Here is a 26,064-nt window from a genome sequence, read left to right as displayed (position 1 = left end):
GAATGTTAGTTTTCAAGCTTATACCCTACCCCTCTTATACTCTGAATCAATTCTTGTTTTCCCAGTTTATCTAATTTTTTTCGGATGAGTTTAACCGTTGCATCAATACTCTTAAGTGCAACGTCAGCATCCAGCCCCCAAATTCGCTCAAGAATAACTTCTCGCGGGATGACTTGTCCTTTATTTTGGACCAATAAATCTAATAGCTGAAACTCCCGAGGACTTAATTGGATTTCTTCACTCCCGAATCGAACATAATGACCGTTTCGATTAAGCACTAGATCTTGCAGCTTAATTTCGTCCTCTAAAATAGGAGCATAATTACGCCGTGAAAGAGCCCGCAGTCTTGCCAGCAGCTCACCAATTTCAAACGGCTTCACGAGGTAATCATCCGCTCCGGAATCCAATCCCTCAATCCGGTCTTCTACCGTATCCTTTGCCGTCAACATCAGGATAGCTCCTGGATACCCCTGCTTCCGTAACCGGCGGCAGACATCTACTCCATCACCATTTGGCATCATCCAATCCAGGATTAAGACATCATAGTGTGCATTGGAAGCGTAATAATACGCATCCTCCCCTTCCATCACCCACTCTACCTTGTATCCTGTTTTCGTTAGCATATATACAATTAATTCCCCTAGCTGCGCATCATCTTCTGCTAATAAGATTTTCATACTTAGAAACTCCTTTTAATCAGGTGATAACCTTCTCCATTATCTGGACAATCTCCAATAACTCAAATCTTATCATAGCTGCCTTAAAATCGAGAACTTCATTGAAGATAAAATAAGCTGCATAAAGCGACTGGCCAAGTAAGGCAATTCCACAAATAATAGCTGGTATCCTTGCGATTTTTGCCAATGTGCCCTGTTTTCCTTCAGTCCTAAAGCTTTGTCTTATTACTTGGAAGGCATTAATGATTGCTTGAATGAGAATAAGTGAGGATAAAAAGATACTTATATGCATAATCGCTAGATCATTTCTGAAATAGAGTGGTACAGCTAATAACGCAACAAATGATAACGCCCACAAAATCCCAAAAAGATTGCGAATCCAAAGTAAAATAGAGATTACCATTAGACCAATAAAGAAATAAATAACGAAATGAAACTTATTCAATGACAGTAAATAAAATAACCCCATTGCTAGTAACATTGTACCCGTGTAGCCAATATAAACCATCATGACCTTTTGAATTTTCGAACTAACCATGCTTGTTGTCTCGCCTGAACCGTTTCTGTACAACTTAATTTTATTTGATTTACCTTCTCTCGTAACCACAATGGCTAAAACATGAATGATTTTCTCTATAAGTGTATTACATAGGGAAAAATAAACTCTAAATATAGGAAGCCTGCTAATAGCCAGAGCTGCGGCCAAATAAATCAGAATGAGGCTGGTAGTACTCACGTTCATTCTCCTTTCCATTTGTATAAAGAAAAAGAAGCACCAATCCTGCAAAGAGTGCTTCCTTTCTCTCGTTATCCTTACAACGTCACTTTTTCACGTTTTAGTTTTTCCAGTTCTTTTTCAAGTTCTTCTTCTCTTACATAGTTTTGGAATACAGCATCATGCTGTGTTAAAGGGCTTGTGAACTGGCTGCCGGCTTGTACCTCGGCCTCCATCAACATAATTCTTTCCTCCGCACGTGCAACACCTCTTGCAATGTTATCGGTTTGGAAGGAAACCGTCGCTTTTTGAATTTGTTTAATGGACTGGGCGACATTTGCCCGTGAAGCTAATAAAATTTTCTTATGCTGCAATTCATTATAGGTTTCCTTCAACTGATTCAATTTCTCCACCAAGATTTGGGTCTGTTCTTTGATTGCCTCCAATTGCTGCTGATACAGGTTATACTGCTTTTCATGCAGAAGTTTTTCCTGAACTGCTAATTTCGCAATTGCATCCTCTTCCTGTTCGATGGCTAGCTTTGCCTGACGTGTTCTTTTTGCTATCAATTCTTCCGTTTCTAGTAGTAAAAGGGCTTGTTTTTTCTCCACCAGGTATTGCTGTGATAACGCTTTTTGCCCCTTCAAAATTTCCTGCTCCAATTCTCGGGAATATTCATTCAACATCGCAATTGGATCTTCCATCCCATCTAATAATCCATTAATTTCAGCCTTCGTAATCGTTTTTACTCTTTTAAAAATACCCATTTTCTTTATTCTCCTTTTTTGCTTATGTTTTTTTCCCACTGGTCTAACATGCTTGCATTTTGATTGACAATTGGAATATGTGAACCTGTTACAGGTGTTTCAATAAACTGTTGCATTGCAGAATTTTTCGCCTTCCTTCTTACCCATCTCACGATTAGAACTACAATGGCTAGTCCAATAATGAGAAATAATAGAAGTCCAAGCCAAGAAAATTCTCCGCCGTGATGAGGGCCATTCATATACTGGTGAGGCCCTCTGCCGCCATGGTGCCCGCGCCCCTCAGGTCTAAATCCATTTTGAAACACAACATGTGTTTGACGTCCTCCTAAAAGATGCAGGAAGTAATTAATTACAACCAGTGCAGCAGTAATGATTACACCCCAGAAAATGGCTAATTTAACTCTAGTATTCATCGCTCTATGTCCTCCTTTCGTTCTTGATAGTTTAGAGTTTATCGGACAACGGTGAAAACTTGGTGAAAGATGGACAAGTACGAAAATAATTTTTCAAAAAGAAATGCGTCATTCTAAACTGAGATATTCTAATCTATTAACAATTAGATTATGATAGGGTTTAGACGGATTTAAATTAATAGACTGAGAGGCTCATGCCTATGTGGAAAAACAGAAACGTTTGGATTATATTAACGGGGGAATTTATCGCTGGTCTTGGCTTATGGCTTGGGATTATTGGAAATTTAGAGTTCATGCAGGAAAAGATACCTTCTGATTTCTTAAAATCACTTCTGATGGCTGCTGGGTTAGTTGCAGGTATTGTCGTTGGCCCTTATGCGGGAAAAATTACCGATCAAGTAAGTAAAAGAACAGTCATGCTATGGTCGGGGTTATTGCGTACAATCAGTGTCGTCTTCATGCTTATTGCGCTAGCTACAGGATCTGTTTGGTGGATGCTCGTCTTTTTTGTATCCATTCAGATTTCAGCTGCGTTTTATTTTCCAGCACTACAAGCAACCATTCCTCTTATTGTCAAAGATAAGGATTTACTGCAACTCAATGGAGTTCATATGAATGTATCCACCCTATCACGGATCATCGGTACAGCCGTTGGAGGTATTCTCTTGGTTCTCCTTCCCTTATCCATGCTTTATATCGGGTCACTCGTTGCCTATCTAGGATTACTCATCCTTACCTGGTTCCTAAACTTTGAGGAAAATAATAATCTATCTCCAGCAAAGAAGAATACCAATGGAAAATCGAGTTTTAAAGATGTATTACCTGTAATACAGGGTCTGCCAATTGTCTTCATGACCCTATTGATGACACTGGTTCCACTTTTGTTTCTAGGCGGATTCAACCTTTTGGTGATTAACATTAGTGAACTCCAGGATAGTTCCGCTATCAAAGGCTGGATTTATGCAGCCGAAGGTGTTTCCTTTATGATTGGTGCGTTCTTTATTAAAAAAATAAGTGACAAACTATCTTCTTACACCATTTTATTTAGCAGCTCGATCTTCGTCGGTCTGTCCCAGCTTCTGCTTTATTTTGCGGATGTTACCGTTGTAACAATAGCGGCATTTCTGGTTTTTGGTTTTTCTGTTGGCTGTTTCTATCCAACAGCTTCAACTATTTTTCAAACAAAAGTACCGAAGGATTTTCACGGAAGGTTTTTCTCGTTCCGTAATATGCTTGACCGGATTGGCTTCCAAATCGTGCTGCTATTAACTGGGTTCTTTCTGGATTTTATCGGGCTACAATTAATGTGCGTCCTTTATGGTGGACTAACCCTCCTACTAACAATCATCTTTTATATAAAAAACAATCAACTTCGTACGGCCCAACAGGAGAATTAAAGATGAAGGCACCATCCATTACGGATGATGCCTTTTGTTATTTTTTTATATTCGCTTTGCGAAATCCTTGGTAAACATCAACTACAGCAAATAATAGGAATGCAGAGATTGCTCCCCAGGAAAACCAGTTATCAAAATCACCAGTAATACTAAATAAATCAGTCATATAGGTAACAAACGCTGGATTAAATAATTGATTGTTGCTAATGATGACGATAAATACAATCGAAGAGACACCATGCATAACCGTATTTAAGACTGCAATCTTCCTAGTCCATTGACCCGTTGTCAATTTATACATGTCTACGGCAATCTCCAACCCAATGACAACAACCACCAATAACCAATAGGACAACAGAACCTCTTGATTGAATGTTGGCGTCACAAATTCGAGACCATTACTTCCTTTTTCATAGACTCCTAGAAGACTAGCTGCATTGAAATAGCCACTTGCCCAGATAGCTGTCCAAAGTAAGCCAAGAAACACTTCCACCTTTGATATAGCTTTTTCCTTAGGAATGTAAGAAATATTATTTAAATCATCTGGTGTCCACTCCTTAAAACAGGCCGTTAATGGGGTCTGACTATTCTTATGGTCTGTTCGCTCAATAATCGCAAACACAACCGTTACCCAGAAAAACACTTGAATACCGGTGCTTATTATTCCCCAAATTCCTAAACCAATTACGTCTAAAACTACATTTAAAACCGCTTCCTCCCCGGAATAGGAAATAATCGTATTGGCTATTAATGAAATCAGGGAAATGACTGCGGCAATGGGGAGAATTAATTTTAGCAGATTGATATAGACATCAAAGTAACGCGGACCTATTAAATGCATGGGGCGATCTAGGTAGCCACTCGCCAGGATTGCCGGATTCCCCATTTTTTCAAGGACCGGCTTAACATCTTCCTCACTGTAATCATCCGGAAGCATATCCTCAATCGTTGAGCGAAGTTCAAGTGCAATATCCTCTCGACTTTTTTCTGGCAGCCTGCGAGTAACCTCTTGAATATAAAGGTCAATCATTCTCATCCGTTATCCTCTCCTTTTAATAATAGGGAAAGTTCTTGCGAGGTCTTTTCCCATTCTTTCTTTAATTGTTGATAGATATCGATTCCATATGGAGTTAACACATAATACCTGCGCGGCCTGCTTTCCGTTGTGTCCCAGCTGCTTGTGACTAACTCTTGTTTTTCCAGGCGGCGAAGCAGCGGATATAGTGTACTCTGTTCAATTGAAATTCCACATTGTTCTAATAATTGGACAAGGGAATATCCATATTGTGGTGTACGCAGCTGACTTAACACCGCCAATGTCAATGTTCCTCTTCTGAGCTCTGTTGTTAATGAGTTTAATAAGGTACTCATCCTTCATGCACCCCCTATGTTCATGCTGTACGTCATACACTATGCTTTATACTATGTATCATACACTATTGTTGTTCACATAACAATGAAAAATAAGTAATATTTTTCCATCGTAAAGTAAAAGGAATAATCTTCATAAAGGTGAATATAAACAATATTGAATGTCTATTTGAGGAGTGGGTTGTCATGAGTCTAGATGTATTGGAGAATCTAACTGTAACAAGGAATAGGTTGTTAAAAGAAATTTCTGGTTTAAGCGATGCAGATTTAAATAGAAAGCCTAATCCTGATACGTGGAGTGTCGCTCAGGTGTGTCACCATTTGTACTTATCCGAAAGTGTCTTCACACAAGCAATAATTTACGGGCTTAATAAAAGTAACGGGAGAAAGGCAGAGCCTGTACCCGTTCAACTGGCAGCTAAACGGACTCAGAAGGCAAAAGCACCCGATATCGTGGCACCAGGGGATGCTCCGTTGGATGCTGAACAGATCAAAGAACTCTTAGATCATTCTAGAAACCAATTTTTCGAGTTTTATAATCCACTAGAAGACAAGTCTATACTGGCAGAAAAATCAGCCAAGCACCCACTCTTCGGTTATATGCCTCTAGACCAATGGGTCGAATTGATCTATTTTCATGAAGAGCGGCATATCGAGCAAATTAAAGAGATTAAATCGCTGTTATAAAAAAAGGTGCCTGTCACCGCCACAATGGGGTACAGGCACCGAGATATTTATTCCTTTATCATAATATCCGTTAAGACGGCATAGCCGTTTTTTAATTTGGCCTTAACCAGAACCTCCCCCTGAGCAGAGGCTTCTTCCCATTCCGTTCCGCTGTTATCCTCGACATAATAGCGATCTAAACTATACTCGATGAAAGCAGCTTCTACTCCCTCTACCGTTTTATTGATATATTGCAGCTCCCCTTTTAAGAATAGACCCTGTTCTGGCTCCTCGAGTGTGACCTTTCTAGGAGCATGGACTCCGCCTTTCTTTTCCAAAAGAACAAACACTTCTGTTACCTTGAAGTCACTTTGGTACTCGTTTAACACTTCTTCATCCACTAAACTCTTCGGAATTTCTTCCGCAGCATAACGTAAGGTCACATAGTCTCCGCGAAATAAATCGGTAGGGTCCACTGGCACCGTTTCAAGAATAATATCTTCTCCCGTTATCAGCGTGTATAGAGGGGTAAAACACATTCCTACAAGAATCAGTACAGGCACAGCTAGCGCAGCGATTAGTTTCTTTGATTTATTCATGCGATCCCCCCTCCTTTTTTCCTTTGTTTTTCAAAATAAAAACCAAAGCCTAGCAGAAGGAGACCGCCAATGATAAACACAAACGATTTTGGCAGGAAGTCAAAAGAGAAATCGAGATAAAAGCGGAAGATCATGACACAGAGAATAATAATGCTGAGAAGGCTTCCTCTTTTGATTAGAAACAGTAGAAACAACAGGTATAGGATTGAAAAAGGAATATAGATCCAGTCCACTGGCCACGCTTCCTCAAATGATAACAGCAGTGCCGCCGCTCCATGAACAAGGTAGCCTAAAACCACATAGATGTCTCTAATTTTCTCCTTTATTAAAGTGAGTCCAACTCCCACAACAAAATAAGTGAGTCCGAATAGATATGAATATTCATCAATATCGATAAAGAAACTGATAACTGTTGCCAGAAAGGCTAGCATCAGTACTCCTGAAACAAACCCAGTCGCTTTCGAAAAACCAATCTTTTCATTAAGCAGATAGATGGCTGCTATCCAAAGAAGTGTCCAGTATGGAATCATTTGCCCATTGAGATAAGGCTCATCTGTTAGAGTAAAAAATAGAAAAATAGCAGCTGCCAACAGAATCCATTTATCCCTTAAAACCCAAGCTACAGGCAAAATACCAAGCGACCACCATAGAAATGCTTCACGGAGACTAACGCCCAAATGAAACATCTGTTCAACAAGGAAAATCCCAGCACCAAAAATAAGGATACCCAAATAATAAAGGCTTGTAGATGTTTTAGGAAAGCCTTTTTCCATCCTGTATGCCGCAAAATTACTGCCTATAAATAGCACAAGAATAAGAAGAAACTTCGTACTCTTCCCAATCTCCTCCCAATTGCTTGCGATAAAGCTAAGAATTCCAGCTCCGATTAGAATGGAACCCACATATAAAAGGGTTCTCGTAAAAGACAGCCTCTCCACTTCATACAATTCTTGAATCTCATCTGACTTTCCAGCTGGAATTACCTCTGAATCTTCTAAAAACCGAAGCTCCCGATTTAACACCTGCAACTCATTCCTCTTAATCAACCGTTTAGACAACCATCCCACCCCTCTCTACGAACACGATTTGAGACTCTGGCCCTCTAAATATATGCACTACACTATAAATATTCGGCAAAATCAGTAAAATTACCTGCAGACAACAAAGAAGAGCTAACCAGAGTTAGCCCTTCAAACTGTCCACTGGAGGCGGACAAGTGTATTTTAGTGGTGCCTGTCACCGTGCTTTATGCTCTGAACAGTGTTTCAGCAAGGATCCGTGCGCCAAGATCAAGTGCCGACGTATCAAAGTTCATTTTGGGATGATGTAATCCAGGTTGGAGGTCAGCACCAACACCAATCATCGTAGCTTTTAAATTCGGATTCTTAATGGTATAAAAATGGAAATCATCACTTCCTGACGTGATAACGGGTGGTGCAAGCATCTCACTGCCGGCAATATCTCGAATCGCTTCTTCCGCGATTGCCTCTGCATCAGCAGAAACCTCAGCACCCGGAGTAAAATCGCTCCATTCCCATTCGATATTAACCCCATAAAGGTCTTGCAGGCTGTTTATTCCGTTGTCTATTTGGTCCTTCAGTTTTTCAAGAACTTCATTTTTTTGTGCCCGAACATCAATGGCAAATTCCGCAGTACCTGGGATAATGTTTAAGCTCTCTCCGCCAGCAATCACCTTTGTAAGTTTTGCAGAATAGGCTTCGAACGGTGATAAATAAATAGATTTAACGAACTGATGCAGTCCCACAATCACATCAAGAGCGTTTTTGCCTTGGTGCGGCCTCGCACCGTGTGCATCTTCACCAAGGACTTTGCCTTCAAGAAAGATAGCCGCTCCGTGATGAATCGATGCTGAAACCCGTCCCATAGGAAGCTCTTCAACGGGTCGAAGGTGGATACCGAATAAGTGGCTAACGTCTTCGATAGCTCCCCTTTCAATCATCGCAAGTGAACCATTTCCTTTTTCCTCTGCAGGCTGAAAAATAAAACGGACCTTTTTCGTGAGACGCTGATTCTTCAAATAATGAAGTGCGCCAAGCACCATGGAGATAATCGCATCGTGACCACAGGAGTGATTCCCCTGCCACACTCCGTCCACCTCCTGCCACAAAGCATCTATTTCCGCTCGGACAGCGATCACTTCTTCTCCCTCGCCGATTTCTGCTATAAGCCCGGTTACATCAGAAAAACGACGATACTTTATCCCTAGATTATCTAAAATATCCGCAATTGCTTGAGTTGTTCTAACCTCTTTCCAGCTAACCTCAGGGTTAGCGTGGAAATGTTCAAACCAAGCCAAAATCTCTTTTTCTAAATTTTCTGCCAATGCAACACACACTCCTATCTACAAAAAAACTAATAAAGTCATATTACATTAAAATGGTGACAGGCACCACAGAAAGACACTTTCCACCCCAGGTGGACAGTTCCTAATTGGTTTTTTGATATGCAAGGCAAATCTCACACAATATTTACGAAATGTTAACCTTCTTTCATATAAAGTCCTATAAACCTTGTAGTCATAGTGTAAATCGGGTTGAACAACTTTATATGCTGCATGTCCATTTCCTTTTGCACAAGAATAATTTTAATTCCATAAAATAATATTAAGAAATGTAAGAGTAATTATTTCTAGAAAGGGAAGATGTGGTGTTCTAAATGAAAAATTATCAGGTTTTTGATTATTCGTTTCAGAATCTTCGTGAGAAGAGCATGTCGTTCGAAGAGGTATTCGAAAACATTGTAAAGTTCATGAACATAGCGCCAAGCGGGAATTATCGGTTAATGGTCGGAACGGATTCACAGGTGCACAAAAGACATACCATTTTTATTACGGGTATTGTCATTCAAAATGCGGGTAAAGGGGCTTGGGCTTGCATAAGGAAGATTGTCATCCCTAGAAAAATGACTCATCTGCATGAAAGGATTTCCTTTGAACTTTCATTAACAGAGGACATCGTTGCATTATTTACGGAGGAAAGAAAGGATCGGTTAATCAATATCGTCCTTCCCTTTGTCTATCAGGGGGCAACCTTCACGATGGAGGGTCATATTGATATTGGTTCTGGTAAACGCAACAAAACCAGTGAGTTTGTTAAAGAAATGGTATCCCGCATGGAATCGATGGGTGTGGAACCAAAGATTAAACCAAATGCCTTCGTTGCCTCAAGCTACGCAAATCGGTACACAAAATAGGGACCTGAGCCATGTTGCGTTCACTAAAAAACGCACCAGGGCTCAGGTCTTTACTTTATTCATGCGAACAAGCGCTGGGTCTCTTCTACTATACAAAGTCTTTACACTCTCTTAACACTAGGTTAAGAAAAAAATCAAATTATTCAGATAGAATAGAACAAACCACTATTATTCGGAGGGATTTGATGAAGATTACAGTTGCAGGAGCAGGAAATGTTGGGTTAGTTACAGCTGTTTGTTTTGCTGAAGCTGGTCATCAAGTAACCTGTTTAGACACTCAAAAAGAGAAAATAGAAATGCTCGAAAAAGGACACATCCCTTTCTTTGAGCCTGGACTGGAACCTTTATTAGAAAAGAACCTCTTAAACGGTCAACTTTGCTTTACTACGAACCCGAACCAAGCATATTCAGAGGCCGATATCATTTTTATTGCAGTTGGTACTCCTGAAAAAAAAGATGGTGCAGTTGATGTATCTTATATCTATGCTGCTGTTTATACCATTGCTAACACAATTCAGAAAGACGTAATTGTCTGTACTAAAAGCACTGTTCCCGTTGGAACAAATGATACGATCAAGCAAATTTTCCAACAGCGCAAGCCACGTCACATCAAGGTTGATGTAGTATCCAATCCTGAATTTCTTCGCGAAGGTTCAGCAGTAATGGATTTCTTTTTAGGAGATCGAATCGTAATTGGCACAGATAATCCTAAAGCAGCCTCAATCATGGAACAGCTCTACCTTCCATTAAAAATCCCGATACTTTTCACAGATATTCGGAGTGCAGAGATGATTAAATATGCTTCCAATGCCTTTCTTGCAACGAAGATAAGCTTTATCAATGAAATTTCCAATATTTGCGATAAGGTTGGTGCAAATATTGAAGAAGTTTCTTATGGAATGGGAATGGATAAACGAATTGGGACTTCTAATCTTCAGGCGGGAATTGGATATGGAGGTTCATGCTTTCCAAAGGACACCAAAGCACTTGTTCAACTTGCAGGTAATGTTCATCATCCCTTCGAATTGCTTGAGTCCGTTATTAAGGTAAATCAGCATCAGCACTCCCTTTTAGTTTCGAAGGCAAAAGAAATGTTCGGATCCTTAAAAGGAAAAAAAGCAGCCTTGCTTGGTCTTGCTTTTAAACCAGAAACAGATGATATCCGTGAAGCTGTTTCGTTAACAATTATTAAAGAATTGCTTGAAGAAGGTTCGATTATCACTGCCTATGACCCCATTGCTGTACCAAATGCACATAAGGTGATAGGAAATTCAATTGAATACACAACGAATATTCGTCAAGCACTTAAAGGGGCCGATTTTGCTGTCATTGCAACAGAATGGGACCAAATAAAACACCTTTCGTTGGATACGTACGCTGCTTATATGAAGGAACCGATTGTTTTCGATGGACGAAATTGCTATTCCCTTAAAGATATGGAGCGGTACCCGATTACCTACGTATCAATTGGTAGACCGACTATAGCAAATGTAAAGCATTCCCCACAACATTAAATAAAGGGAGACACTGTCATGATGAGAAAAATCCAAACCTTATATCAATTCGAACGCAAAGTCTTTCAACAGATTAACAGCCATTTTGATAAAAGGATTATGAATCTCTTTTTCCGCACGATTACTCAAATTGGCGGTGCTCTCTTTATCAGTGCAATAACATTATTACTTATCATCTTTACAACGAATCAAACCAGACTTACAGCCATCTCAAGTGCTGCTGCCTTAGCTCTAAGTCATATACCTGTTCAATTAGTTAAAAAGCTTTTCCCGCGAAAAAGGCCTTATCTACAAATTGAAACAACAAAAATCTTACCTAATCCTTTGAAAGATCATTCTTTTCCATCAGGTCATACAACAGCTGTTTTCTCAGTTATTGTTCCCTTTTTGATTCAACTACCCTCATTAGCTGCCATTCTCATTCCTTTAGGGCTATCTGTTGGAATTTCGAGAATCTATTTAGGGCTTCATTATCCTTCGGACGTTCTAGCAGGGGGAATTCTTGGAGCGTTCTTCGGAAGTTTCTGCTTTTATTTCATCGTCTAGAAATAATTTGGAACTTAGGAGGGGTTGTATGAAAATTGCTATTTTCACAGATACCTTTTATCCGGAAGTAAACGGGGTTGCAAATACACTCAAAAAATTTACTGACTATCTTGAGACTCAACAGATTTCTTATAAGGTGTTTGCACCTATTTCCGTTTCAAATGGATATGTTTCCGACCATATTCACCGATTTAAAAGTCTACCCTTTTTCCTTTATCCTGAATGTAGATTGGCTTTTCCCAACATCATGCAGCTTAAGGCCGAGATAGAGCAATTTTCTCCAGATCTGATTCATGTTGCAACTCCTTTCACTGTTGGTCTTTCCGGTGTTTATTTTGCAAAGAAATTAAATATCCCCCTTGTCGGCTCCTATCACACCGATTTCAATGACTATTTACAATTTTATGATCTTCAATTTCTAGCTAAACCACTTTGGAAATATATGAAATGGTTTCATGGTTCTTTTAAAAAACTCTTTGTACCTTCAATTGATACGCTGGAAAAACTAAATAACCGTGGCTTCAGGAACCTGGAAATCTGGCCAAGAGGTGTAGATTGCCAAACCTACCATCCTTATTACAAAAAAGAAATGATCCGCAATCGATACGCAATTTCCGAGAGATTCATTCTTACCTATGTTGGCAGACTGGCACCCGAAAAGGATTTAAAAACTCTGATGAAGGTCGCTGATTCCTTACCCCCTGAAATAAATGAACAAGTACATTGGCTCATTGCGGGCGATGGTCCACTGCTTGACGAGCTCAAAATGACTAAAGTTCCAAATATGACCTTTACTGGTTATTTGAAAGGTGTTGGATTAGCCGAAGTCTATTCAGCAACAGACCTATTTGTTTTTCCCTCACCCACCGAAACCTTTGGAAATGTTGTTCTTGAAGCTCTTGCAAGTGGGACACCTGTGATTGGGGCGAACGCGGGCGGAGTCAAAAATATTATTTCGGCTGGCGTTACCGGATATTTGTGTGAACCGGAGAATGCAGAGAATTTTATCAAAAATATTCTTCACTTGTTAGACAATGAACCTTTACGAATTCAAATGGCGAGAAATGCTAGGAAGTATGCACTTACACAAAAATGGGATCAGATTTTTGAAGACGTAATCCACCAATATTCTACTGTTATCAATGAGCCCGCCACAAAAATATATGCTTGAAGCTAAGGGGGTTAGGTTTTGGATACATTTTCTCACATTATCATGGGCTTCGGCCTAGGTGCTCTTGCTCAAATTGACCCTGTGGTTTCAAACAATAGTGCCTTATCGGCAGCCGTCCTAATCGGAACAGTAGTGGGTTCTAACGCACCTGATTTCGACTTTATCTATCGATTGAAAGGGAAAAGCAGTTATTACCAAAATCACCGGGGGTTGTCACACTCACTGCCGGCAATGCCTATATGGAGCATACTTATTACAGCCGCAATTTTGCCATTCTTCCACGGCAGCTCAATTTCTCACTTATTTTTTTGGATATTTCTGGCAGTTATCTTACATGTTCTTTTTGATTTGTTCAACGTAAATGGTACACAGGCATTACGCCCATTTTCCATAAAATGGATGTCCTTAGATTTCCTTCCTTTAGTTGATCCATATATTATCATGCTCCATTTCCTTGGCTTCAGCCTGCTTCCTTTTTTTGATACAGGGAGAGTTTTTTCTTTTGTATATTTAGGAATTGTCTTTTACCTATTCATTCGGATGTTATCTACTCAATATACGAAATGGAAGCTTTCACAGCATTTTCAAAATGCGGTTCAGATAAAAATGATTCCTAAAACCTCAGCTTTCCACTGGAATATTATGATTGAAACCTATCAGGATTTTTTATTTGGATCATATTCGCAAGGAGAATTATGGATAGAACATACTTTTTCAAAAAAAATAGACTACCCGGACCTGGTTTTAAATAGCAGTATGGATACTCAGGTTAATAGCTTCCTTAGAAGTACCCATTTTGCCTATCCGTTTGTTCAAAAAAGAAAAAACGGCTATTTTATCTATTGGAAAGACCTTCGGTTTCGGTCCAGAAAATTTTTTCCGAAGCTTGCAATCATGTTCATATCTTTAGATTATAAAAACCAAGTTTCCTATACTGGCAAACTAACCTCTATTAAACAATACAAAAAGGTTATTAAAAGATTGGAAACATCCATAAAATAAATGCCTGAGCCCCCTGCTAATTGGGGGCTCAGGCATTTATTTTTATTATGGAAGTTCTGGTTTGGTAAAAATCGGCGGCTCTCCGCCTAAGGTCTTTAGAAAGGCCAATAAATCTGCTTTCTCTTGGTCTGTTAAGCCAATAGGACTCATAAATTTTTGAATAAAAAAGCTCTTATTGGGGTGGTTATCCCCGCCGCGGTCATAATAATCAATCACTTCTTCAAGTGTAGCAATACTGCCATCCCGCATGTATGGTGCAGTATGAGTAATTCCATATAATCCAGGGGTACGAATGCGGCCTAAGTCTCCTTCTTGTCCGGTAACTGCTTTTCGACCTTCGTCTTCGGTATTAAGACCAATATTGTAAAAATTGTTATCCGAAAGGATAGGACCATTATGACAGGTCACACAAAAGGCTTTTCCTGTGAACAATCTGAGTCCGCTGAGTTCTTGCTTCGTTAATGCCTCTGTGTCCCCTTCTAGAAACCTGTCGTAAGAGGTATCCTTTACAACAATTTGCCTTTGGAAAGCAGCAAGGGCTTTTGCAATATTTTGTTCTGTTACTCCCTCGTTAAATGCACTTTGGAAACGTTCCTGGTATCCATTTATGGCTGATAATTCACTTATAAGTTCATTTAAAGGCTGATTCATTTCATTCGGATTTTGAATCGGTCCCAGCGCTTGTTCCTCTAGAGAGGCCGCACGACCATCCCAAAAGTTGGAGTTATAATAACCGGAATTAATGACCGTTGGGCTGTTCCGAGCTCCATTACCGCCCGTATATTTATCAAAAGTCGGTTTTGCGTCGCCATAACCCAAACTCGGGTCATGACAAGTAGCACAGCTAACCTGATTATTCCCTGAAAGCCTCGGATCAAAAAATAAAGCCTGCCCAAGTTCAAGCACTTCCGATTTCATTGGATTATCCTCCGGAACAGGTATATCTCCTAGAGGTACAAGTGTCGTATGCTTTCGGATGCTGTCTAGAAGCTCTTCTGGAGTTATCTCACTGTTTTGTGCTGAAGCCTGCTTGTCTGCTGGAAGATTCGACGGAGCCTTTACCTTCTCCTTTTCACCACATGCCGACAATCCAATACATAGTAATAAAGTAAAAACTACGCCTTTCATGATTCTCTTCATATTTAGAGTGCTCCTCTGGTTTTAATATCTTATCACCATTATAAAATTGGTTTTATTAAAAAAGAGCACCCGAATGTGAAGAAATTAGCAAACAATTTCTGATACTTCTAACCAACTGTCCACCCTAGGTGGACAGTGTCCACGAGCGGTGCCTGTCACCGAGCAATGTCACCGAGTAAACCCGATCGGTGTCAGGCACCACCTCACTTCAGAATGTCAAAGATGATTTTGGCGTGGTCGGTGTTGTCGATTTGTCCTCTAAAGCGTTCGCTTCCTGGTCCGAAGGCATAAACGTTTACGTCTTCGCCTGTGTGCCCTTTTGTTGTCCAGCCTGTGAAGGAACGGGTATTGATGATTTCTTCTATTGCATTGTCGATGTTTCTTATTTTTTGGGCTCTAGCCGCACTATGAACTGAATTAATTTCGACTTTTGTTAAAGGAAAGTCGATATATTTCGTTAACGTGTTTTTGACACTTGCTCCCTTTGCTATTTTCAGAGCCATATAATCTGGTGTCCGCTTCACTGCCTTTACCACAGAACTAAACCAATTGTATTGCCCTCCGGCACCTATCGTGTATCCCCCTGTTGAATGGTCAGCTGTTGCGATCACCAATGTATGTCCATCCTTTTTCGCAAAATCAATGGCTGTCCTAAACGCCTTCTCGAAGTCTTCCATTTCACTCATTACTCCCACGATGTCATTGTCATGTGCGGCCCAATCAATCTGACTTCCTTCTATCATTAGAAAAAATCCATTATCATTCTTATTAAGTCTCTCCATTGCTGAACCTGCCATATCCGCTAGAGACGGAACGCCATTTGGCCGATCAATCCATTTCGGCAGGCCGTTCTTTGCGAATAGCCCTATCAACCGAGGATTATGATCGTTCCTCAGCTCCTCGAGGTTCGTAACATAGCTGTATCCTTCTTTAACAAACTCCTCCACTAGGTTCCGATCTTTCCTGATAAACCAATCAGTCCCTCCGCCAAGTAAAACATCTATCTTATGATTACCATTTACTAAATCATCATAGTAATCATCCGCAATCGCACTCATGTTTTTCCGCTTAACCACATGAGCACCAAAGGCTGCAGGGGTACCATGGGTAATAGGGGCTGTTGCGACAAGCCCTGTTGCCTTCCCTTTTTCCTTAGCTACTTCAAGAACTGATTTTAATTTTGAGTGATCATTTCCAATTCCAATGGCTCCATTATAGGTCTTTACACCGGTCGCCATCGCTGTTGCCGAAGCAGCAGAATCCGTTACATTATGCCTGGGGTCATTTGGAAAGGTGGTCTGTTGGCCAACAAGGTACGGGCCAAACTCTGTTGATTCTAGTTCTGGGGTAGCTGGGTTATCTTTCAAATAACGGTACCCCGATGTGAATGAAACACCCATGCCATCACCAATTAGAAAAATAATATTTTTAATATCCCCTTTACCTTTATTCACAGTGGCACCACAGATTCCTATCGTACTTGTAAACATAATAGATAAACTGATTACCAATGTAAAAATCCCCTTAGCCAAGAGTTTCATAAGTCAATTCCCTCCAAATGAATGAAATGTATTTATTATGGTTAGATGCTATTAAAATTATCCTTTCCAACACATTTCGACAAAAATTTTAAAAAGTTATTTGACATTCCGAAAAATAATAGATATATTAGTATAACGAATTAGTTATCTGAATTTTTACAAAACATAAAATAGATAGATTTAACCTAGGGGGTTTATTAAATGGAAAAACGTCAGCAATGGGGTTCAAGATACGGTTTTATTATGGCTGCAGTAGGTTCCGCAGTCGGTTTAGGTAATATCTGGAGGTTTCCTGCAGTAGCGTATGAAAATGGCGGGGGAGCATTTTTTCTACCCTACTTATTCGCAATCTTAACAGCAGGAATTCCAATTTTGATACTAGAGTTCACTCTTGGTCATAAATACAGAGGTTCAGCACCTCTCTCACTCTTCCGCTTAAATAAAAAAGCAGAATGGCTTGGCTGGTGGCAGCTATTAATCTCTTTTGTAATCTGTACGTATTATGCTGTTATCGTAGCTTGGGCCGTTAAATACACGATTTATTCCTTTGGTACACAATGGGGTTCAGATCCTGGCAGTTTCTTATTCAGTGATGTTTTGAAAATTGCTGAAAAACCTGGTCAAATCGGTGGTTTAGTTCCAGGCATTGTGATTCCATTGCTATTCATTTGGGCAGTCACAATTTTTGTCCTTTATCGCGGGGTTTCAAAAGGAATCGAAAAACTAAATAAGATTTTCCTGCCTACTTTAGTTGTTATGTTTTTTATCATCGTTGTTCGTGCCGTAACACTAGAAGGTGCCGTTCAAGGTTTAGACGCCTTTTTTAAACCAAACTGGGATATGATTTTTGATGGTAAGGTATGGATTGCAGCCTACGGACAGATTTTCTTCTCCTTATCAATTGGATTTGCAATCATGCTAACATATTCAAGCTACCTTCCTAAGAAGTCTGATATCAATAACAATGCATTCATTACGGCTTTTGCCAATTCAGGATTTGAATTACTAGCTGGTATTGGGGTATTCGCAGCGTTAGGATTTATGGCGAATCAACAAGGAGTGGCAGTTGACGAAGTAGTAAGCAGTGGGATTGGCCTTGCGTTTGTTGTCTTCCCAAGTATCATTAACGAATTCCCTGGCATGAATGGATTCTTTGGGGTCTTGTTCTTCTTATCCCTTGTATTTGCTGGAATGACATCATTGATTTCAATTGTAGAAACATTTGTAGCGGGTATTCAGGAGAAATTCAATGTATCCCGTACAAAAGCAGTATTATCAAGTGGACTAGCAGCTACTGCGATATCCTTACTTTTCGCAACAAATGGAGGACTGTACATCCTAGATGTCGTTGATTATTTCATCAATAACTTTGGGGTTGTTACTGCAGGATTGGTAGAAGTAGTGTTAATTGCATGGTTCTTCAAAGGACTTAACGGATTACAGTCCCACTCTAATGCCATCTCAGACCTGCGTGTGGGAGCATGGTGGAAGATATGCTTAACTTTCGTTACACCGATTGTACTTGGTTATATGATGTTTGATAACATCCGCCAAAACCTAAAGGAAAATTACGAAGGTTACCCAACAGACCTTATCATGTACGCAGGTTTACTAGTAGTTGTGGTAAGTATCCTTGGAGGAATACTCCTCTCACTCAAAGGCTGGAAAGCAAATATGAATACAGAACAAAAAAAGGAGGCTGTTTAACATGTCAGCAAGTTCAATCACAATGATGGTAGTTGGAATGGTCATACTCTGGGGCGGTTTAGCAGCCAGCATCCTTAACGTAGTAAGAGTATCTAAAAAAGCATCCAAAAACTCTTTGTAAATCCAAAAGGATGGGGACCGCTCTGGTCCTCATCCTTTTTTTTGCTTGAAGTGTCCGCCTGAGGGGTGGAGGTGTCCACCCTAGGTGGAAAGTGTCCACGGGCGGTGCCTGTCACCGTTAGACGACCTTTATTTTATTTTAATCCGGCAGTTTTTGCACACTTTGATTGTTTGGCCGGTTTCTGCTTTATACGGATACAACAGTTTAATTCTTGTCCTTCCACATAAAGGACATGTCCCTCGGCCTCTTGATGGCAGGTAGTTAATTGTTTTCCCTCTGTTCCTCTTTGCCATTTTCACTCCATCCTTATCCCTAATTATTCTTGTCTCTTTATCTAATGTTGGACTGGCATAAAGATTGATAGGCATTTAATTGTTTTTTCAAAATCATTCCGATTTTGTTCATACATAGTGGACTTCCATTTGTTCATATAATGGTCGATGGAGGTGGGGTTATGCGAAGGAAGCGAATGTTAGCTGTGATGGTATTTGGTTTCTTTTTTATTTTAGCTGCGTGTGGCGGTCCTGTTCAGGATGACATTTTGAATTATATAAATGAGGAGATGAAGACAGCACAGGGGCTGGAGGAAAAGGCGGTTACAGCTTATGAGGGAGTTGCTGGGGCCAATTATAAGGATGATCAAACCATGTATGATGCTCTTGTAAACGTGGTACTACCCAACTACACTGATCTAATTACTGAACTTGAGAATGTACCCATTGAGACAGATGAACTTAAAGAGATTCATGACATTTATCTATCTGGAGCGAAGGTCCAATTAAGTGCCTTTGAGAAAATTATTGAAGCCATCGAAAAACAAGATTCTAACTTGATTGCTGAGGCCAATCAACTTCTAGAAGAAGGGCGTCTGCAAATCGAAGACTACAATGAAAAGCTAGACGAATTGGCAAAAGAACATAACGTGGAAATCGAAAAAGAATAATAAAAAAAAGGCTGATCACATTAGATCACAGCTGTGATTCTAAAGGTCAGCCTTTTCAAGATTTATCCTTTTACATAGTAAAGATCATGACTGGTTTCAACGATGTACTCAGGTTTTTCAGCAGCCGCACCTGCACTGCGCTTCGCCTTATGACCGGCAATATGCTCTGGACTCTTCTCCCAATTTTTCCAATCCTCTTCAGATTCCCATTGAACCATTACCATAACTTCCTCTTCGCCTCGGCGAACCTTCTTCACCAAAATCTGTTTTCCAATATATCCAGGTCGCTGAGCCATCAAGCCTCCTCGATTTGAAAAGTTCTCGACTACCTGCTCACTGAATCCCTCTTTCACTATGATTCTTCTAATCTGATAAAACATGAATATCCCTCCCTAAAAGTAAAGCCAGGCGGAAAACCTGGCTCGTCATTTTATAACGCAGCTTCGATTTCTTCAGCCATCAGTTTTACAGATTGTAGTCCGCCACCGCTGAGGTACCAAGCATCTGGATCTAAGTAAATGATGTTATTGCCTTTAAAAGCAGTTGTCTTTTTAACAAGTTCGTTTTCAATTACTTTTTCAGCTCCAGCTTCGCCGCCTACTGCTGAGTTTCGGTCAATCACAAACAATACGTCTGGATTCGTCTCCATAATGTATTCCATGGTAATGCTTTGACCATGCGTTGATACTTCAATTTTCTCATCTGCTGCACCGAAACCAAATACATCATGGATGACACCAAAACGTGAGCTTGGTCCATAAGCACTTACTTTTCCTTCATTTGCTAAGACGATTAACCCTTTTTTATCAAGTGCCGAGGCCTTTTTATTTACCTCTTCAACACTTGCTTTAATCTCTTCTACCGCACTTGCTACTTCATCCTTCTTATCAAAAATGTCACCAACAAGATTCATGTTTTTCTCAAATGACTCCATATATTTTGTATAATCTAATTCCACATAAACCGTTGGAGCGATTTCTGCGAACTGTTCGTATAACTCCGCTTGGCGAGTAGAGATGAAAATAACATCCGGCTGCATCGCATGAATCGCTTCAAAATCAGGCTCTTTTAAGCTTCCAACGTTCGTATATCCTTCACCAGCATATTTTTCTAGATATGCTGGAATCGCTGTTTGCGGAACTCCCGTTACTTCCACACCAAGTTCATCTAATGTATCTAAAATTCCAAAGTCAAAAACAACTATTTTTTCTGGATTCTTTTCAATAACTGCTTCCCCATATTTATGTTCAATCGTCATTTTCTCTGCTGCTGCCGTTTTTGCATCGGTTGATTCTGATTTGCTATCTTCCATAGACCCACAAGCTGCTAATAATAACATCATTGAAATCATTACAACTAAGAAACTCCACTTTTTCATTCCTAAATCTCTCCTTTTTTCATGAGCTAAAGTATACACAAATTCTGCAGCCATCCATCTTCTGGATGGGAATATCCATATCGTAAATTTCTTTTAATGCCGCCGATTCAATAATTTCTTCCGTAGGTCCATCTTTCACGACCTTACCATCCTTCATCGCTACAATGCGGTCAGAGTAAACTGACGCAAAGTTGATATCATGAAGTACAATGACAACGGTTTTACCAAGCTCATCCACCAGACGTCGCAGAATCTTCATAATTTGAACGGAATGCTTCATATCTAAATTGTTCAATGGTTCATCGAGCAAAATATACTCTGTATCCTGTGCAATAACCATCGCAATAAACGCACGCTGCCTTTGACCGCCTGATAACTCATCTAAAAAGCTATCCTGCATATCGGTAAGGTGCATATACTCAAGAGATTGATCAACCATCCGTTCGTCTTCCTCCGTCAACCTCCCCTTAGAATAAGGAAAACGTCCAAAGGATACCAATTCACGAATCGTCAAGCGAACATTCATGTAATTGGACTGTTTTAAAATCGAAACCTTCTTGGCAAACTCATTAGAGTTCATCTTTTTCACATCGAACTTGTCTATTAGTACTTCACCTGTATCTAAATCTAAAAGACGGCTTACCATGGATAGTAACGTCGATTTACCTGCTCCATTCGGACCAATAAAGCTCGTGATTTTCCGCGGCTGAATATCAACGGTTACATCCTCAACAACCGACTTTTTACCATATAACTTTGACAAAGCTCGGACCTGTATCATGCAGCTTTCCTCTCCTTTAGCAGTAAATAGATGAAGTACACTCCACCAATAAAGTTAATAATGACACTTAGCGTTGTTGAAAAACTAAAGACTCTTTCAACCACCCATTGTCCGCCAACCAGAGCGATGATGCTCATGAGAATTGCACCCGTTATTAGTACGGTGTGTTTGTAGGTTTTGAAAAATTGATAAGACAAATTGGCAACAATTAAGCCAAAAAAGGTAATCGGTCCTACTAAGCCAGTCGAGATTGAAATGAAGACTGACACAATTACAAGCATTTTTTTGACAATCGAATCATAGGGAACCCCTAAATTAATGGCCGTATCACGGCCTAAGGATAATACGTCTAGATACCTTAAGAACCGCCATGCATAGATCATTACAAGGCAGACAATCGCAATGGCCAGCCAGACTAAGTCTGAATTTATATTATTAAAACTCGCAAACATTTTGTCTTGTACAATCTGAAATTCATTTGGATCAATCAACACTTGGAAAAAAGTAGAGATACTAGAGAAAAACGTTCCTACAATGATTCCCACAAGCAATAAAAAGTAGATTGGCTGATTGCCCTTTTTAAATAGAAACTTATATAAAAAGAGTGCAAATACAATCATTACGACCACTGAAAGTATAAAATTCACCTGTTTATTAACAATTATTATGTGGCCTGAGCCTAAAAAGAAGATAATCAATGTTTGTAACAGCATATAGAGTGAATCGAGCCCCATGATACTCGGTGTTAAGATTTTATTATGGGTAATAGTTTGAAATACAACAGTTGCATAAGCAATCGTGACACCTGTTAAGACCATTGCCAGCACTTTTATCGTTCGTTTTGGCAGGGCATATCCATAGCTTCCGTTTAGATCATGAAATAAATAGACGGCACAAGCTCCCGCAGCGATCAGTGCGAGTATAGCCAATTTTACTGAGTTACGCATAGGCCTTCCTCCGGAACAATAAGTATAAGAAAATTCCGCTTCCGATTACTCCAACCATGAGACTGATTGAAATCTCATAGGGATAAATGAGCACCCGGCCCAATATATCGCAAATCAGAAGGAAAATAGCTCCAAGGAGTGCTGTGTGCGGCAACGTTTTTTGCAAATGATCACCTTTAAAAATCGATATGATATTCGGAATAATTAAACCTAAGAACGGGATAATTCCTACTGTTAAAACGACTGTGGTCGTAACGAGTGCAACAAGGATAAGTCCTATATTCACAACACGCCGATAAGCAAGCCCAAGGTTTTTTGAAAAGTCCTCACCCATACCAGCCACAGTGAAGCGATTAGCATAGAAATAAGCAATGATTAATATCGGAAGACTTATGTAAAGGAGTTCATACCTGCCCTTCATTATCATTGAAAAATCCCCTTGCAGCCAAGCAGACATATTTTGAATAACGTCAGCGCGATAAGCGAAAAAGGTTGTTACGGAGGACAAAATATTCCCAAACATCAACCCAACAAGCGGGATGAAAATAGCATCTTTAAATTTAATTCGATCAAGAATTTGCATAAACAAAAAGGTACCAGCAAGTGCGAACGCAAAGGCTACTGCCATTTTTTCAAGCATCGTTGCATTTGCAAACAACAGCATAGAAACAAGAATCCCCAGCCGGGTTGCGTCTAGCGTTCCCGCCGTAGTTGGCGAGACAAATTTGTTTCTGCTTAGCTGCTGCATAATCAAACCTGCAATACTCATCCCAGCTCCTGCAAGCAGGATTGCCACTAGCCTTGGAAGTCGGCTGATAAGGAAAATCTGGGTCTCCTCGGATTGGACATCCAACAAATCCAATGGTGATATACTGCTAACCCCAACAAACAAGGAAACAGCAGATAAGAGTATTAATCCTAGTAGTAAATAGCTTTTCTTCATCATCGTCGCAGTCCCCAACATTTCAATTATTCTCTCATTCTTATTCTAATTGAGAATCTTTATCACTTATAAACAAAAATAAATGACATTGAAAATCATTATCAACGTCCTATACATTTGATTATAAACAGTGTAATTTGTCTAGTCAATAAACAATTGAGAACTATTTTCACTAATTTCTGAATAATTTGTGACATAAAGATGGTGTTAACCTCGTAAATCTTCAATAGAGTGCTTTACTTTAAGGATTAAAATACTATTTGGAGGAGAAATCCCTTTCAATGGGGAATTTGTAATAATTAGGTAAAAAGTAGTAGCTTAGTTCAGCGACCATAGTATAAAATTCTAGAATCTTAGTTAGTTAGAAAAATAGAAAAGGAGTTCTTACATGAAAAATCATCAGCCAAAAAAAATAACATTGGTAAGTCTCCTTTTAATTTTTCCCATCTACTTCGCTTCTACCTTACCGATAAAAACGAGCGCAGAATATAAATCAGATGTTCATATGAATCGGACGGTGGTTGTATATCAAAAGGAGACCCTTATGAGAGAAAGCATACTATTGTCTGTTCCGGCCTTGATGCAATTTCCTGAACTACCCCGTGGCTGTGAAGTAACCAGCCTGGCAATGCTAATAAATTTTGCTGGCGTTCCAGTTGATAAGCTCACTCTCGCAGATGAAATAACCAAGGTACCTTATCTAAGTGATGGAATGTATGGAAATCCCCATCAAGGATTCGTTGGGAATATGTATACCTATAATGAACCTGGCTTAGGTGTTTATCATGAGGTAATTGAAGACCTTGCAAATCAATACCTGCCGAGTCAAATTGATAATATAACCGGAGACCCTTTTTCTTCTGTACAAAAAAAGCTTAACGAGGGTAAACCGGTTTGGGTGATCGTCGGAAGCACCTATACCTTTGTACCGGAAAAACACTGGGAAACATGGAATACAAATGAAGGTGAAGTCAAAATCACCCGAAAAGTCCATTCCGTTCTTGTAACCGGTTATGATGAGAATAATGTGTATTTCAATGATCCCTTTTTTCCCGACCAAAATAGATCAGCTGATATTGAAAACTTTGTAACGAGCTGGGCCCAATTTGGAAGCCAGGCCATTTCCTATTAAGTACGATGATGGTGCCAGGCACCATCTTTTTTTGTCTAATTTCCTATCAACTTGGAGAACCTAGCAATAGACTTAGTTTTTAGAAAGGAGTGATTTTTCTTGGAAGCATCCTTAAAGATTGGGGACATGGCCCCTGATTTTTCATTACCTGCAACAACTAAGGACCCCCTTTCACTTTCGGAGTATCGAGGAAAGATGAATCTGGTGGTTGCCTTTTATGGAATGGATTTTACTCCCGGCTGAATTAAGGAAATCGCCTCTTGGAAAGAGGACTACAAAAGATTTGAACAGTTAGGTGCTGAGGTTATTGGAATCAGTGCAGATCATATTCATTCGCACAGAGTTTTTGCTGCCAGCATGGGGACATTGCCTTATCCTTTAGTATCCGATTGGAAAAGGCAGACCATCAAAGACTATAAGGTGTTTAATGAAAAAGGCGAGGTTGCCATCCGCTCCGTCTTTGTAATCAATAGAGATGGGATGATCACTTACATAAACACTTCCTTTAAAGCGGATAAAAAGGAAGATTATGAAGCGGTATTTTCAGAGCTTGAGAAGTTAACTACACAATAAATGAAAACATCTCCCGATTATTCGAGAGATGTTTTTATTAATGTACGAGCTTTAAGCCAACGACTGAGAAAATAATACCTAATATACATGCAATCCGCAGCCAGCTCTTTGATTCCTTAAAGAATACCATCCCAACAATCGCTGCCCCTACTGTTCCAATCCCAGTCCAAACGGCATAGGCAGTTGATAACGGTATCGTTTCCATTGCCTGAACGAGCAGCTGGAAACTCATGATAAATCCTCCAATTAGTATGAGGTAATTGACAAAGTTTCCTTTATCAGCCGTCCTTTTTAAACCGATCACCCCAATGACTTCAAAACATCCTCCTAAAACAAGCATCAGCCAATCCATTAAACTTCACCATCCTTATTTGTTAATTTCAAGCCAATAATACAAGCCAGCAGTAATAAAATAAGGAGTATCCGTAATGGACTGACCGAGCCATTTTCAAAAATAACCTCGACAATGACAGTTCCTATCGTACCAATCCCGGCAAATACAGCGTAAACCGTCCCAACTGGGATAACTTTCGTGGCTCTAATAATTAAATCGAAACTTAATAAGATGGCTATAAGAACAACGAGGGTAGGAACCTCCTCGTATTTAAATCCGCTTGCCCAGACCACTTCGAGAAATCCCGCAAGAACAACGTACAACCATGCTCTGGATTCACTCGCTGTATTTGAATTTGTTATCACTTTTGATTCATTCATACTATCTATAATTCCTCTCTTTCTTTTCCTTGCTCCATCTTATCAAATTATCATTTGCATATCACTTCATATGAAAGTATTATGCATATTGAA

The 26,064-nt window shown here is 39.8% G+C and carries 30 protein-coding genes; 12 read left to right on the top strand and 18 right to left on the bottom strand.

Annotated elements, in window-relative coordinates; all coding sequences use genetic code 11:
* Positions 1-5: 5 nt before the first annotated feature.
* From M3189_RS19705 to M3189_RS19690, 4 genes are all read right to left on the bottom strand, one after another.
* Positions 6-677 carry a response regulator transcription factor gene (locus M3189_RS19705; protein WP_251636923.1) on the bottom strand — a complete coding sequence of 224 codons (672 nt, stop codon included), beginning with the start codon at positions 675-677 and terminating at the stop codon, positions 6-8.
* A gap of 19 nt (positions 678-696) precedes the next feature.
* Complete coding sequence (locus M3189_RS19700) at positions 697-1,413, bottom strand: M50 family metallopeptidase (RefSeq protein WP_251636921.1); 717 nt, start codon at positions 1,411-1,413, stop codon at positions 697-699.
* A 77-nt stretch (positions 1,414-1,490) separates the two neighbouring features.
* Positions 1,491-2,159 (bottom strand): PspA/IM30 family protein, encoded by a 669-nt coding sequence (locus tag M3189_RS19695; RefSeq protein WP_251636919.1) that lies wholly within the window; start codon positions 2,157-2,159, stop codon positions 1,491-1,493.
* Positions 2,160-2,164: 5 nt separating this feature from the next.
* Positions 2,165-2,572, bottom strand: a complete 408-nt coding sequence (locus M3189_RS19690) for a hypothetical protein (RefSeq protein ID WP_251636917.1) — start codon at positions 2,570-2,572, stop codon at positions 2,165-2,167.
* A gap of 200 nt (positions 2,573-2,772) precedes the next feature.
* Here M3189_RS19690 and M3189_RS19685 point away from each other — a divergent pair, with 200 nt between their 5' ends.
* Positions 2,773-3,969: an MFS transporter gene (locus tag M3189_RS19685; protein ID WP_251636914.1), complete on the top strand. Its 1,197-nt coding sequence runs from the start codon at positions 2,773-2,775 to the stop codon at positions 3,967-3,969.
* Positions 3,970-4,006: 37 nt separating this feature from the next.
* Here the strand turns inward: M3189_RS19685 and M3189_RS19680 are convergent, their stop codons facing one another.
* A complete protein-coding gene (locus M3189_RS19680; protein ID WP_251636912.1) occupies positions 4,007-5,005 on the bottom strand; it encodes an HAAS signaling domain-containing protein in 999 nt (332 codons plus the stop codon).
* Entirely contained in the window at positions 5,002-5,340 is a 339-nt protein-coding gene (locus M3189_RS19675; RefSeq protein ID WP_251636910.1) for a PadR family transcriptional regulator, read from the bottom strand. Before M3189_RS19675 ends, M3189_RS19680 begins: the two co-directional genes overlap by 4 nt.
* Positions 5,341-5,526: 186 nt before the next feature.
* Here M3189_RS19675 and M3189_RS19670 point away from each other — a divergent pair, with 186 nt between their 5' ends.
* A complete protein-coding gene (locus tag M3189_RS19670; RefSeq protein ID WP_251636908.1) occupies positions 5,527-6,027 on the top strand; it encodes a DinB family protein in 501 nt (166 codons plus the stop codon).
* Between the two features lie 47 nt (positions 6,028-6,074).
* Here the strand turns inward: M3189_RS19670 and M3189_RS19665 are convergent, their stop codons facing one another.
* The 3 genes from M3189_RS19665 to M3189_RS19655 form a co-directional block, all read right to left on the bottom strand.
* Complete coding sequence (locus tag M3189_RS19665) at positions 6,075-6,605, bottom strand: GDYXXLXY domain-containing protein (protein ID WP_251636905.1); 531 nt, start codon at positions 6,603-6,605, stop codon at positions 6,075-6,077.
* Positions 6,602-7,663 carry a DUF2157 domain-containing protein gene (locus M3189_RS19660; RefSeq protein WP_251636902.1) on the bottom strand — a complete coding sequence of 354 codons (1,062 nt, stop codon included), beginning with the start codon at positions 7,661-7,663 and terminating at the stop codon, positions 6,602-6,604. Before M3189_RS19660 ends, M3189_RS19665 begins: the two co-directional genes overlap by 4 nt.
* Before the next feature lie 188 nt (positions 7,664-7,851).
* Positions 7,852-8,949 (bottom strand): amidohydrolase, encoded by a 1,098-nt coding sequence (locus tag M3189_RS19655; RefSeq protein WP_251636899.1) that lies wholly within the window; start codon positions 8,947-8,949, stop codon positions 7,852-7,854.
* 332 nt (positions 8,950-9,281) lie between these two features.
* Here M3189_RS19655 and M3189_RS19650 point away from each other — a divergent pair, with 332 nt between their 5' ends.
* The 5 genes from M3189_RS19650 (at position 9,282) to M3189_RS19630 (ending at position 14,051) form a co-directional block, all read left to right on the top strand.
* The gene (locus M3189_RS19650; RefSeq protein WP_251636896.1) at positions 9,282-9,818 is read left to right on the top strand and encodes a ribonuclease H-like YkuK family protein; all 537 of its coding nucleotides are present in this window, start codon (positions 9,282-9,284) and stop codon (positions 9,816-9,818) included.
* Positions 9,819-10,003: 185 nt separating this feature from the next.
* On the top strand, positions 10,004-11,332 hold the full coding sequence (locus tag M3189_RS19645) for a UDP-glucose dehydrogenase family protein (RefSeq protein ID WP_251636894.1): 1,329 nt from the start codon (positions 10,004-10,006) through the stop codon (positions 11,330-11,332).
* A gap of 18 nt (positions 11,333-11,350) precedes the next feature.
* The gene (locus M3189_RS19640; RefSeq protein WP_251636892.1) at positions 11,351-11,878 is read left to right on the top strand and encodes a phosphatase PAP2 family protein; all 528 of its coding nucleotides are present in this window, start codon (positions 11,351-11,353) and stop codon (positions 11,876-11,878) included.
* A gap of 28 nt (positions 11,879-11,906) precedes the next feature.
* Positions 11,907-13,049, top strand: coding sequence for a glycosyltransferase family 4 protein (locus tag M3189_RS19635; RefSeq protein WP_251636889.1), 1,143 nt, complete (start codon positions 11,907-11,909; stop codon positions 13,047-13,049).
* An 18-nt stretch (positions 13,050-13,067) separates the two neighbouring features.
* Complete coding sequence (locus tag M3189_RS19630; protein WP_251636886.1) at positions 13,068-14,051, top strand: metal-dependent hydrolase; 984 nt, start codon at positions 13,068-13,070, stop codon at positions 14,049-14,051.
* A gap of 45 nt (positions 14,052-14,096) precedes the next feature.
* On the opposite strand, the gene M3189_RS19625 is transcribed toward M3189_RS19630, so the two are convergent.
* Both M3189_RS19625 and M3189_RS19620 read right to left on the bottom strand, forming a co-directional pair.
* A complete protein-coding gene (locus M3189_RS19625) occupies positions 14,097-15,191 on the bottom strand; it encodes a cytochrome-c peroxidase (protein ID WP_251636881.1) in 1,095 nt (364 codons plus the stop codon).
* Positions 15,192-15,394: 203 nt separating this feature from the next.
* Positions 15,395-16,732, bottom strand: coding sequence for an alkaline phosphatase (locus M3189_RS19620; protein WP_435368106.1), 1,338 nt, complete (start codon positions 16,730-16,732; stop codon positions 15,395-15,397).
* Between the two features lie 201 nt (positions 16,733-16,933).
* On the opposite strand from M3189_RS19620, the gene M3189_RS19615 reads away from it, so the two are divergent.
* From M3189_RS19615 to M3189_RS19605, 3 genes are all read left to right on the top strand, one after another.
* Entirely contained in the window at positions 16,934-18,439 is a 1,506-nt protein-coding gene (locus M3189_RS19615; RefSeq protein WP_251636878.1) for a sodium-dependent transporter, read from the top strand.
* 1 nt (position 18,440) lies between these two features.
* Positions 18,441-18,560: a methionine/alanine import family NSS transporter small subunit gene (locus M3189_RS19610; RefSeq protein ID WP_251636875.1), complete on the top strand. Its 120-nt coding sequence runs from the start codon at positions 18,441-18,443 to the stop codon at positions 18,558-18,560.
* A 454-nt stretch (positions 18,561-19,014) separates the two neighbouring features.
* Positions 19,015-19,503, top strand: coding sequence for a hypothetical protein (locus tag M3189_RS19605; protein WP_251636873.1), 489 nt, complete (start codon positions 19,015-19,017; stop codon positions 19,501-19,503).
* Between the two features lie 62 nt (positions 19,504-19,565).
* Here M3189_RS19605 and M3189_RS19600 read toward each other — a convergent pair whose 3' ends face one another.
* Genes M3189_RS19600 through M3189_RS19580 form a run of 5 tightly spaced genes read right to left on the bottom strand, consistent with a single transcriptional unit; the run spans position 19,566 to position 23,552 of the window.
* Positions 19,566-19,883 carry an antibiotic biosynthesis monooxygenase family protein gene (locus M3189_RS19600; protein WP_251636871.1) on the bottom strand — a complete coding sequence of 106 codons (318 nt, stop codon included), beginning with the start codon at positions 19,881-19,883 and terminating at the stop codon, positions 19,566-19,568.
* A gap of 50 nt (positions 19,884-19,933) precedes the next feature.
* Entirely contained in the window at positions 19,934-20,881 is a 948-nt protein-coding gene (locus M3189_RS19595; RefSeq protein ID WP_251636869.1) for a siderophore ABC transporter substrate-binding protein, read from the bottom strand.
* 19 nt (positions 20,882-20,900) lie between these two features.
* Positions 20,901-21,662, bottom strand: a complete 762-nt coding sequence (locus M3189_RS19590) for an iron ABC transporter ATP-binding protein (protein ID WP_251636867.1) — start codon at positions 21,660-21,662, stop codon at positions 20,901-20,903.
* The gene (locus tag M3189_RS19585; RefSeq protein ID WP_251636865.1) at positions 21,659-22,609 is read right to left on the bottom strand and encodes an iron chelate uptake ABC transporter family permease subunit; all 951 of its coding nucleotides are present in this window, start codon (positions 22,607-22,609) and stop codon (positions 21,659-21,661) included. Before M3189_RS19585 ends, M3189_RS19590 begins: the two co-directional genes overlap by 4 nt.
* Complete coding sequence (locus M3189_RS19580) at positions 22,602-23,552, bottom strand: ABC transporter permease (RefSeq protein ID WP_251637102.1); 951 nt, start codon at positions 23,550-23,552, stop codon at positions 22,602-22,604. The genes M3189_RS19585 and M3189_RS19580 overlap by 8 nt, the downstream gene beginning before the upstream one ends.
* A 388-nt stretch (positions 23,553-23,940) precedes the next feature.
* Between M3189_RS19580 and M3189_RS19575 the strand changes: the two genes are divergently transcribed.
* Positions 23,941-24,684, top strand: coding sequence for a C39 family peptidase (locus M3189_RS19575; protein WP_251636862.1), 744 nt, complete (start codon positions 23,941-23,943; stop codon positions 24,682-24,684).
* A 126-nt stretch (positions 24,685-24,810) separates the two neighbouring features.
* Positions 24,811-25,257, top strand: coding sequence for a redoxin domain-containing protein (locus M3189_RS19570; protein ID WP_251637100.1), 447 nt, complete (start codon positions 24,811-24,813; stop codon positions 25,255-25,257).
* A 37-nt stretch (positions 25,258-25,294) separates the two neighbouring features.
* Here M3189_RS19570 and M3189_RS19565 read toward each other — a convergent pair whose 3' ends face one another.
* Entirely contained in the window at positions 25,295-25,609 is a 315-nt protein-coding gene (locus tag M3189_RS19565; protein WP_251636859.1) for a DMT family transporter, read from the bottom strand.
* Entirely contained in the window at positions 25,609-25,971 is a 363-nt protein-coding gene (locus tag M3189_RS19560; protein WP_251636856.1) for a DMT family transporter, read from the bottom strand. Before M3189_RS19560 ends, M3189_RS19565 begins: the two co-directional genes overlap by 1 nt.
* Positions 25,972-26,064 lie beyond the last annotated feature (93 nt).

The organism is Neobacillus niacini (assembly GCF_023715415.1).
In the GTDB taxonomy this organism is placed as follows: Bacteria; Bacillota; Bacilli; order Bacillales; family Cytobacillaceae; genus Neobacillus; species Neobacillus niacini_C.
Note: the sequence above shows the minus strand (reverse complement) of the source record. Positions and strands in the feature narration are given on the sequence as shown.

Excerpts from the sequence above, each read along its gene's own strand:
- M3189_RS19705 (WP_251636923.1), bottom strand. The coding sequence starts at position 677 with ATGAAAATCTTATTAGCAGAAGATGATGCGCAGCTAGGGGAATTAATT.
- M3189_RS19695 (WP_251636919.1), bottom strand. The coding sequence starts at position 2,159 with ATGGGTATTTTTAAAAGAGTAAAAACGATTACGAAGGCTGAAATTAAT.
- M3189_RS19690 (WP_251636917.1), bottom strand. The coding sequence starts at position 2,572 with ATGAATACTAGAGTTAAATTAGCCATTTTCTGGGGTGTAATCATTACT.
- M3189_RS19685 (WP_251636914.1), top strand. The coding sequence starts at position 2,773 with ATGTGGAAAAACAGAAACGTTTGGATTATATTAACGGGGGAATTTATC.
- M3189_RS19680 (WP_251636912.1), bottom strand. The coding sequence starts at position 5,005 with ATGAGAATGATTGACCTTTATATTCAAGAGGTTACTCGCAGGCTGCCA.
- M3189_RS19675 (WP_251636910.1), bottom strand. The coding sequence starts at position 5,340 with ATGAGTACCTTATTAAACTCATTAACAACAGAGCTCAGAAGAGGAACA.
- M3189_RS19670 (WP_251636908.1), top strand. The coding sequence starts at position 5,527 with ATGAGTCTAGATGTATTGGAGAATCTAACTGTAACAAGGAATAGGTTG.
- M3189_RS19665 (WP_251636905.1), bottom strand. The coding sequence starts at position 6,605 with ATGAATAAATCAAAGAAACTAATCGCTGCGCTAGCTGTGCCTGTACTG.
- M3189_RS19650 (WP_251636896.1), top strand. The coding sequence starts at position 9,282 with ATGAAAAATTATCAGGTTTTTGATTATTCGTTTCAGAATCTTCGTGAG.
- M3189_RS19645 (WP_251636894.1), top strand. The coding sequence starts at position 10,004 with ATGAAGATTACAGTTGCAGGAGCAGGAAATGTTGGGTTAGTTACAGCT.
- M3189_RS19640 (WP_251636892.1), top strand. The coding sequence starts at position 11,351 with ATGATGAGAAAAATCCAAACCTTATATCAATTCGAACGCAAAGTCTTT.
- M3189_RS19635 (WP_251636889.1), top strand. The coding sequence starts at position 11,907 with ATGAAAATTGCTATTTTCACAGATACCTTTTATCCGGAAGTAAACGGG.
- M3189_RS19625 (WP_251636881.1), bottom strand. The coding sequence starts at position 15,191 with ATGAAGAGAATCATGAAAGGCGTAGTTTTTACTTTATTACTATGTATT.
- M3189_RS19620 (WP_435368106.1), bottom strand. The coding sequence starts at position 16,732 with ATGAAACTCTTGGCTAAGGGGATTTTTACATTGGTAATCAGTTTATCT.
- M3189_RS19615 (WP_251636878.1), top strand. The coding sequence starts at position 16,934 with ATGGAAAAACGTCAGCAATGGGGTTCAAGATACGGTTTTATTATGGCT.
- M3189_RS19610 (WP_251636875.1), top strand. The coding sequence starts at position 18,441 with ATGTCAGCAAGTTCAATCACAATGATGGTAGTTGGAATGGTCATACTC.
- M3189_RS19605 (WP_251636873.1), top strand. The coding sequence starts at position 19,015 with ATGCGAAGGAAGCGAATGTTAGCTGTGATGGTATTTGGTTTCTTTTTT.
- M3189_RS19600 (WP_251636871.1), bottom strand. The coding sequence starts at position 19,883 with ATGTTTTATCAGATTAGAAGAATCATAGTGAAAGAGGGATTCAGTGAG.
- M3189_RS19595 (WP_251636869.1), bottom strand. The coding sequence starts at position 20,881 with ATGAAAAAGTGGAGTTTCTTAGTTGTAATGATTTCAATGATGTTATTA.
- M3189_RS19590 (WP_251636867.1), bottom strand. The coding sequence starts at position 21,662 with ATGATACAGGTCCGAGCTTTGTCAAAGTTATATGGTAAAAAGTCGGTT.
- M3189_RS19585 (WP_251636865.1), bottom strand. The coding sequence starts at position 22,609 with ATGCGTAACTCAGTAAAATTGGCTATACTCGCACTGATCGCTGCGGGA.
- M3189_RS19580 (WP_251637102.1), bottom strand. The coding sequence starts at position 23,552 with ATGAAGAAAAGCTATTTACTACTAGGATTAATACTCTTATCTGCTGTT.
- M3189_RS19575 (WP_251636862.1), top strand. The coding sequence starts at position 23,941 with ATGAAAAATCATCAGCCAAAAAAAATAACATTGGTAAGTCTCCTTTTA.
- M3189_RS19565 (WP_251636859.1), bottom strand. The coding sequence starts at position 25,609 with ATGGATTGGCTGATGCTTGTTTTAGGAGGATGTTTTGAAGTCATTGGG.
- M3189_RS19560 (WP_251636856.1), bottom strand. The coding sequence starts at position 25,971 with ATGAATGAATCAAAAGTGATAACAAATTCAAATACAGCGAGTGAATCC.